Below are 6,685 nucleotides of genomic sequence, written 5' to 3'. Positions count from 1 at the left end.
TGTATGGGATACCAACCTGACGGCCTAGTAGGATGTGCTCACGAGTTTGTGGCATTGGGCCATCTGTCGCAGCAACAACTAGGATACCACCGTCCATCTGTGCAGCACCAGTGATCATGTTTTTAACATAGTCAGCGTGTCCTGGACAGTCAACGTGTGCGTAGTGACGTGATGGAGTGTCGTACTCAACGTGTGAAGTAGCGATTGTGATACCGCGCTCACGCTCTTCTGGAGCGTTATCGATAGATGCGAAGTCTTTCGCTTCACCGCCGTAAACTTTAGCTAGAGTAGTACAGATAGCTGCAGTTAGAGTTGTTTTACCGTGGTCAACGTGGCCGATAGTACCAACGTTAACGTGCGGTTTCGTACGTTCAAATTTTTCTTTAGACATGAGTGGTCCCTCTAGGTACGGATTTTTGGTGGCCCAAATTGACCACGCAACCAAATAAAGATTATTGGTAAATCTAATATCAAAAGGAGATAACTTTGAGAGCTGGTGCTGATAGGCAGACTCGAACTGCCGACCTCATCCTTACCAAGGATGCGCTCTACCACCTGAGCTATATCAGCACTCAAATTAGAGTGGAGCGGGCAGCGGGAATCGAACCCGCATCATCAGCTTGGAAGGCTGAGGTAATAGCCATTATACGATGCCCGCAACACGTAACTCTGAGAGCTATTTCCTAAAGAATATGGTGGAGGGGGACGGATTCGAACCATCGAAGGCAGTGCCGGCAGATTTACAGTCTGCTCCCTTTGGCCACTCGGGAACCCCTCCAAATTTTTAAGCCATTCTAACTACTAAAGGAAAGAATGGTGCCGACTACCGGAATCGAACTGGTGACCTACTGATTACAAGTCAGTTGCTCTACCTACTGAGCTAAGTCGGCATAAGTGGTGCGCATTCTATTGAATGATTTTCTAGGTTGCAATAGCTATTTAAAAAAAAGTCGTAAAAATCGTTTTTTTAGTTTCAATTGCTGCAAAATCATACAAACCTCGCTTTTTAAAGCAAACTTTCGTGCTTTGTCGTTTGCTTTGCACGGTGCTTGTTGTATGTTCTTGCTCTCTACTAAACCAAGGATAAAAGAGACCCATGAGTCCATTTTTGTCATTTGACCGTGCCGAGTGGGCAGAACTTCGTAATTCTGTTCCGATGACACTCTCTGAAGACGATCTAAAGGCGCTTCAAGGCATAAATGAAAACCTCACTATGGAGGAAGCGGTAGAGATCTACCTTCCTTTGTCTCGTCTACTCAATTTATATGTACAGGCTCGCCAAAGTCGCAACTCTGTTCTTCAGCAGTTTCTAAATACCGAGGAACACGCTCCACCATTTGTTATTGGCATTGCGGGTAGTGTGGCTGTTGGAAAAAGTACAACAGCACGCATTCTTAAAGCACTGCTTTCTCGTTGGGAAAATCATCCCAAAGTCGCCTTAGTTACAACGGATGGCTTTCTGTATCCCAAAAAGGTTCTGGAAGAGCGCGGTATCATGCATCGCAAGGGTTTTCCCGAATCTTACGACATCAAACGCTTGGTAGAATTTGTTTCTGATGTAAAGGCGGGTAAACCAAATCTTGAAGTACCTGTTTACTCACACATCACATACGACATTACTGATGAGCTAAAAAAAGTCGACCGACCTGACGTGCTTATTATTGAAGGCTTAAACGTATTACAAAGCGGTATGGACTACCCACATGATCCACATCGAGTATTTGTATCTGATTTTCTTGATTTCTCAATTTATGTTGATGCGGAAAGTGAAACGATAGAGCAGTGGTATGTCGAGAGATTTTTGAAGTTTCGCCGCGGAGCTTTTACTAAACCAGGCTCCTACTTCAGCCACTATACGCAGCTGTCGGTCGATGAAGCGAAAAGTAAAGCGAAAGAAATTTGGCGCAATATTAATGGACTCAATCTGGAATTGAATATTCTTCCAACCAGAGAAAGAGCCCATTTGATCCTCCACAAAGGTGCTAACCACCTTGTCGACAAAGTATCGCTAAGAAAGTAAAGGGGCTCAGTCCCCTTTTCTCAACGAAATTTCTCCGCCAATGTAGGTTTCCAAACCATTTTCAGTTTTGAGCACCACCCCACCCTGTTGGTCGATACCTTGTACCACTCCGTGTATTTCTCTCGGTCCCATAAGAAGCTTAACCGGTCGGCCGATAAAGTTGTCCAAACGATTCCAACGTTCAACAAAACCACCCAGTCCAGTCAGTTCATATTCTTCTAACGCGGCTTTCCAATGATCGATAAGACGTATCGCCAATTGAGTTCTATCGATACTAACTTCATTGGAAATTTGGTTGAGTGTTATCCAGGGTTGATCAATACCGGGCTGCACATCAGGCATGCCAATATTTAATCCCATTCCAATCACTAAGTGAGCTGCGCCTCCTGCTTGACCAGACATCTCCACTAAAATACCGGCTAATTTTTTATCTTGATAGTAGATGTCGTTTGGCCACTTAAGCTTAACACCTTGGATACCGATACTTTCCAGTGCTTCGACTGCTGCAATACCCACGACCAAACTCAATCCCATTGCGGCTGCCATACCCGCATCTAAACGCCAGTACATAGACAAATATAGATTGGTGCCAAATGGCGATATCCATTGACGTCCGCGACGACCGCGCCCCTGCGCCTGATATTCAGCGATACAAACTCGCCCTTTATCGGATTCACTGACTTTCTCTAACAAATATTGATTCGTTGAATCGATCACGGAAATCAGTTCTACCGGAGTGCTAATGGCATTTTTCAGACGAGTTTCATCGAGTAATTGAAGAGGATGAGCCAGTTGATAGCCTCGTCCTTGGATACGATAAATATCCACTCCCCAATCATTCAACCCTTTAATGTGCTTTGCAATTGCCGCTCTAGAAATGCCCAGTTGTTGTCCAAGCATTTCACCTGAATGAAAACCGCCATCGCTGAGTGTTTTAAGGATATGTAGCTTCACTGAGTGTTCTTTTCTCATTGAGCCGCCTCAATCTTAGCGAGATTAGTTTCACCTTGACGATTCATAAAGCGCACTTCGTGTTCGAGTTCAATTTGGTACTTATCCCACACCGCCCTTTTCACCAGAGAAGCAAGTGCAACCACGTCATCAGCACTGCAGTTGTCGACATTTGTTAATACCAACGCTTGTAAAGGGTTCACCTGAGCACCGTTGACTGAAATACCTTTCAAACCACACTGGTCAATCAGCCAACCGGCTGCCACTTTCATTCCCTCCTTTGCAGGGTAAGCCACCATGTCGCTATGCTTTCGAATGAGTTGATCATAATGATCTTGGCTGATCACAGGGTTTTTAAAGAAACTCCCTGCGTTACCGACTTTAGCTGGGTCTGGCAGTTTCTCCATACGAACTTGGCACACACGTTCAAAGATTGCATTTGGACTTAATTCGTTTTCAGGGATGTTTTGTAACGGCCCATATTGATTCTTCGGCGTCCATCGCTTCGGCAGCTTCAAGCCAATGGCTGTGACAAAGCATTTTTGATATAGATCATGTTTGAAAACTGAATCTCGATACCCAAATTCGCAGTCTTCCGCACTCATCCGCCTCGTTTTTAAAGTCGTCAAATCCAATACATCGACGTAGCTACAAAGATCTTTTAGTTCAACCCCGTATGCACCGATGTTTTGGATCGGAGCTGACCCAGCACAACCGGGAATCAAAGCTAAGTTTTCGATCCCGCCCATACCTTGGGCAACACACCAAGCCACCAAACTCGGCCAGTCCTCCCCACCTTGAACATGCAGAAGATAATCTTCATGGGTTTCTGAAACCGATTTCCCCAGAAGGCGGTTAACAATGACGAGACCATCAAAATGTTCAGTAAATAGAACATTGCTGCCTTTACCCAAAAACAACTTCGGCAGACCTTGAAAAGCAGGATCATGATAGAGGCTGATTACATCATCTATCGAGTCAACAATAGCTAAGTAGGAGCAAGTCTGCTCGATACCAAAAGTGTGAAAAGCCTTGAGGCTTGCGTGTTCTTTAATTTGCATAGTGATTTGCAACGCCAGATAAGATTCTCTTAAACTGGGCACATTCTACCCCAGTTAACTTTTAACCGCAGTGACAATACCTAACTCAATAATCATAGAAGTGTTAAATCCGATCAAACTCCCTTTGATCAAAAAGCTCTATAAAGCCCATTACCCCTCCGGGCGAGCCAAAAAAGATGAACTCATCATCACAGCCAGTCTTGAGGGTATGATCGCCGGACTACTAAGATTAAAAACCGTAGAGCAATATCGCTTATTAACAGGCATGCTCGTCATCCCAGAAGTTAGAGGCACAAACGTTGGCCACACTCTGCTAGAGCATTGCGAGAACAAAGTTTTCGAAGATGGTGATTATTGTTTCGCTTTTAGCTACTTAGAAAAATATTATGCTCAACATGGTTTCGAAACCATTGACAGTCATGAGCTGCCGAACTCCTTAAAGATTGCCTTTCAACGTTATGTTGATAGCGGCAAAGATCTCATTCCAATGCAATTTATCCCTTCAAAGGTTTCAAAGCGTGCGCTTTAGTAGCCAGGGAAATCATATCTTTGGTAAAATATAAGGTTCGCAATATTGCACTAAAATAAGGTACTCACACCGATATGATAGTAAATAGGAATCCATTCGAGCAGTTGCCTAGTCTCGCAATCAATCCTGAAGACTTTGATGTTCTGTACTCTGCAGAAACATTTCGAACTCGTCTTTTAGATGCGATCAGCAAAGCAACGTCACGAATCTACCTAGTCGCTCTATATCTGGAAGATGATGAAGCTGGGCGTGAAATACTCACTGCACTTTACGAAGCCAAGCAGCGTAATCCAGGATTAGACATTAATATCTGTGTTGACTGGCACCGAGCACAACGCGGCCTTATTGGTGCAGAAACATCAGAAGGCAACTCAGCGCTTTATAAAGCGTTTGCTGACCAATACCAACATGCCATCCCTGTTTATGGTATCCCCGTTCGCGGTCGAGAAGTATTTGGTGTACTTCATTTAAAAGGCTTCGTCGTCGACGATACCGTGATTTACAGTGGCGCTAGCCTTAATAACGTTTATTTGCAGTACCATGGTCGCTATCGATTTGATCGCTACCATGTTATTAAGCACAAATCCCTTGCAGATACGATGGTGAACTTCGTTCAAAATGAAATGATTGCTCACCCTGCAGTAAACGACTTGGCCGATCGAGATAAGCCGGAAACCAAAGAAATTAAATCGGCAATTCGCCAACTTCGCTCTTCTCTTGCTCAAGCCAACTATCAATTTGCCCATGAGGCAGCAGCGGAAGATAAAGTAAAGATCACACCTCTTGTTGGTCTTGGTAAGCGTCGAAACTTACTAAACCAGCAAATCGTCAAGCTACTAGCAGCAGCAAAGAACGAAATTTTCATCTGTACGCCATACTTTAACTTCCCTAAATCAATTCACCGGGAAGTAAAACGTGCGATGAAACGCGGAGTAAAAGTAACGATCGTGGTAGGAGATAAAACCGCGAACGATTTCTATATCTCTCCAGAAGAAGATTTCAAAACCATTGGTGGTCTTCCTTACCTTTACGAGGTAAATCTACGCCGCTTTGCCAAAGCAAATGAGGCGAACATTGCAGCTCGCAAGCTTTCAGTGCACTTATGGAAGCATGAAAACAACAGCTTCCACCTAAAAGGTATCTGGGTTGATAAACGATACATGCTGCTTACGGGTAACAACTTAAATCCGCGTGCTTGGTCTCTCGATCTTGAAAATGGTTTATTGATTCAAGATGACTACGCAAACCTTACTCATAAGTTTGAAGATGAAGTAGCCAGAATCCTTGAACATACGCAGCTAATCTGCACTTACAAACAGTTGGAAAAAGTCGAAGATTACCCGCTTGCTGTACAAAAACTCGTGAGAAAAATCACTCGCTTAAAAGCTGACGGTGTTTTAAAGCGCATCCTTTAAATATCTTACGCTTATTTGTCTTTCGAAAGCCCAACTTATGTTGGGTTTTTTTGTACACGGCAGATCAAGTGATTTCTATTTTTCAAAAGACATATCTCACCCTGAAGACCCCCACACACTTTTTAAACATAAATACAGAGCGAGTATTTGATTAGTTCTAAGCACCTTAGAACGGCTTAAAAAAATACTTATTAAAGGATTGAAACTGGACTTACTCTCGAAAAAACAGACAAAGGTAGTTAACACACTATCGAATTCGCATGCTTAATCTTCTAAGTTGAATCAAACCAACAAACTCATGTTTCCACTACATGATTAAGTAAGCAATATCGACAAAATGGAAATTGAGAAAAACGAGTCCTGTCTAGACGTTATGAAAATCATAATTAGGAGGAGAGTATTGGAGATGAATACGGCACTTTAAAATGACTAGCTAATCTTTCATGGCGAAGCTAGTAGGATTGAACTCAACCGAGAATAGTCTTTCGACAGCCCCTAAAATGACAAAAGCCCTGCTATTTCTAGCAGGGCTTTCAAATAAGTGGCGGAGCGGACGGGACTCGAACCCGCGACCCCCGGCGTGACAGGCCGGTATTCTAACCAACTGAACTACCGCTCCGCACTGGTTAGACCTAAGTCTAAATTAAAAGCCTGGCGATGTCCTACTCTCACATGGGGAAGCCCCACACTACCATCGGCGCTATTTCGT

General features: G+C 43.7%; 6 protein-coding genes and 5 tRNA genes. 3 read left to right on the top strand and 8 right to left on the bottom strand.

The window, feature by feature from the left end; all coding sequences use genetic code 11:
• The 5 genes from UF05_RS17050 to UF05_RS17030 form a co-directional block, all read right to left on the bottom strand.
• The coding region (locus tag UF05_RS17050) for a GTP-binding protein (RefSeq protein WP_043852344.1) at positions 1–391 on the bottom strand (391 nt) is incomplete at its 3' end.
• 103 nt (positions 392–494) lie between these two features.
• A tRNA-Thr gene (locus tag UF05_RS17045) sits at positions 495–570 on the bottom strand.
• A gap of 13 nt (positions 571–583) precedes the next feature.
• Positions 584–658 (bottom strand) — tRNA-Gly (locus UF05_RS17040).
• A 35-nt stretch (positions 659–693) separates the two neighbouring features.
• Positions 694–778, bottom strand: a tRNA-Tyr gene (locus UF05_RS17035).
• Positions 779–814: 36 nt separating this feature from the next.
• A tRNA-Thr gene (locus tag UF05_RS17030) sits at positions 815–890 on the bottom strand.
• A gap of 206 nt (positions 891–1,096) precedes the next feature.
• Here UF05_RS17030 and coaA point away from each other — a divergent pair.
• Positions 1,097–2,020, top strand: a complete 924-nt coding sequence (coaA, locus tag UF05_RS17025; protein WP_015297458.1) for a type I pantothenate kinase — start codon at positions 1,097–1,099, stop codon at positions 2,018–2,020.
• 6 nt (positions 2,021–2,026) lie between these two features.
• On the opposite strand, the gene birA is transcribed toward coaA, so the two are convergent.
• Positions 2,027–2,992, bottom strand: coding sequence for a bifunctional biotin--[acetyl-CoA-carboxylase] ligase/biotin operon repressor BirA (birA, locus tag UF05_RS17020; RefSeq protein WP_045544889.1), 966 nt, complete (start codon positions 2,990–2,992; stop codon positions 2,027–2,029).
• Positions 2,989–4,032 (bottom strand): UDP-N-acetylmuramate dehydrogenase, encoded by a 1,044-nt coding sequence (gene murB, locus UF05_RS17015; protein ID WP_045544888.1) that lies wholly within the window; start codon positions 4,030–4,032, stop codon positions 2,989–2,991. Before murB ends, birA begins: the two co-directional genes overlap by 4 nt.
• Before the next feature lie 100 nt (positions 4,033–4,132).
• On the opposite strand from murB, the gene UF05_RS17010 reads away from it, so the two are divergent.
• Positions 4,133–4,561: a GNAT family N-acetyltransferase gene (locus UF05_RS17010; protein ID WP_029840152.1), complete on the top strand. Its 429-nt coding sequence runs from the start codon at positions 4,133–4,135 to the stop codon at positions 4,559–4,561.
• Between the two features lie 74 nt (positions 4,562–4,635).
• Positions 4,636–5,976, top strand: a complete 1,341-nt coding sequence (gene pssA / locus UF05_RS17005) for a CDP-diacylglycerol--serine O-phosphatidyltransferase (RefSeq protein ID WP_020904497.1) — start codon at positions 4,636–4,638, stop codon at positions 5,974–5,976.
• Between the two features lie 542 nt (positions 5,977–6,518).
• On the opposite strand, the gene UF05_RS17000 is transcribed toward pssA, so the two are convergent.
• Positions 6,519–6,595, bottom strand: a tRNA-Asp gene (locus tag UF05_RS17000).
• Positions 6,596–6,685 lie beyond the last annotated feature (90 nt).

The sequence above is a fragment of the Vibrio sp. S457-15 genome (assembly GCF_000960545.1).
Taxonomy (GTDB): Bacteria; Pseudomonadota; Gammaproteobacteria; order Enterobacterales; family Vibrionaceae; genus Vibrio; species Vibrio parahaemolyticus.
This window is presented reverse-complemented; position numbering and strand designations above follow the sequence as displayed.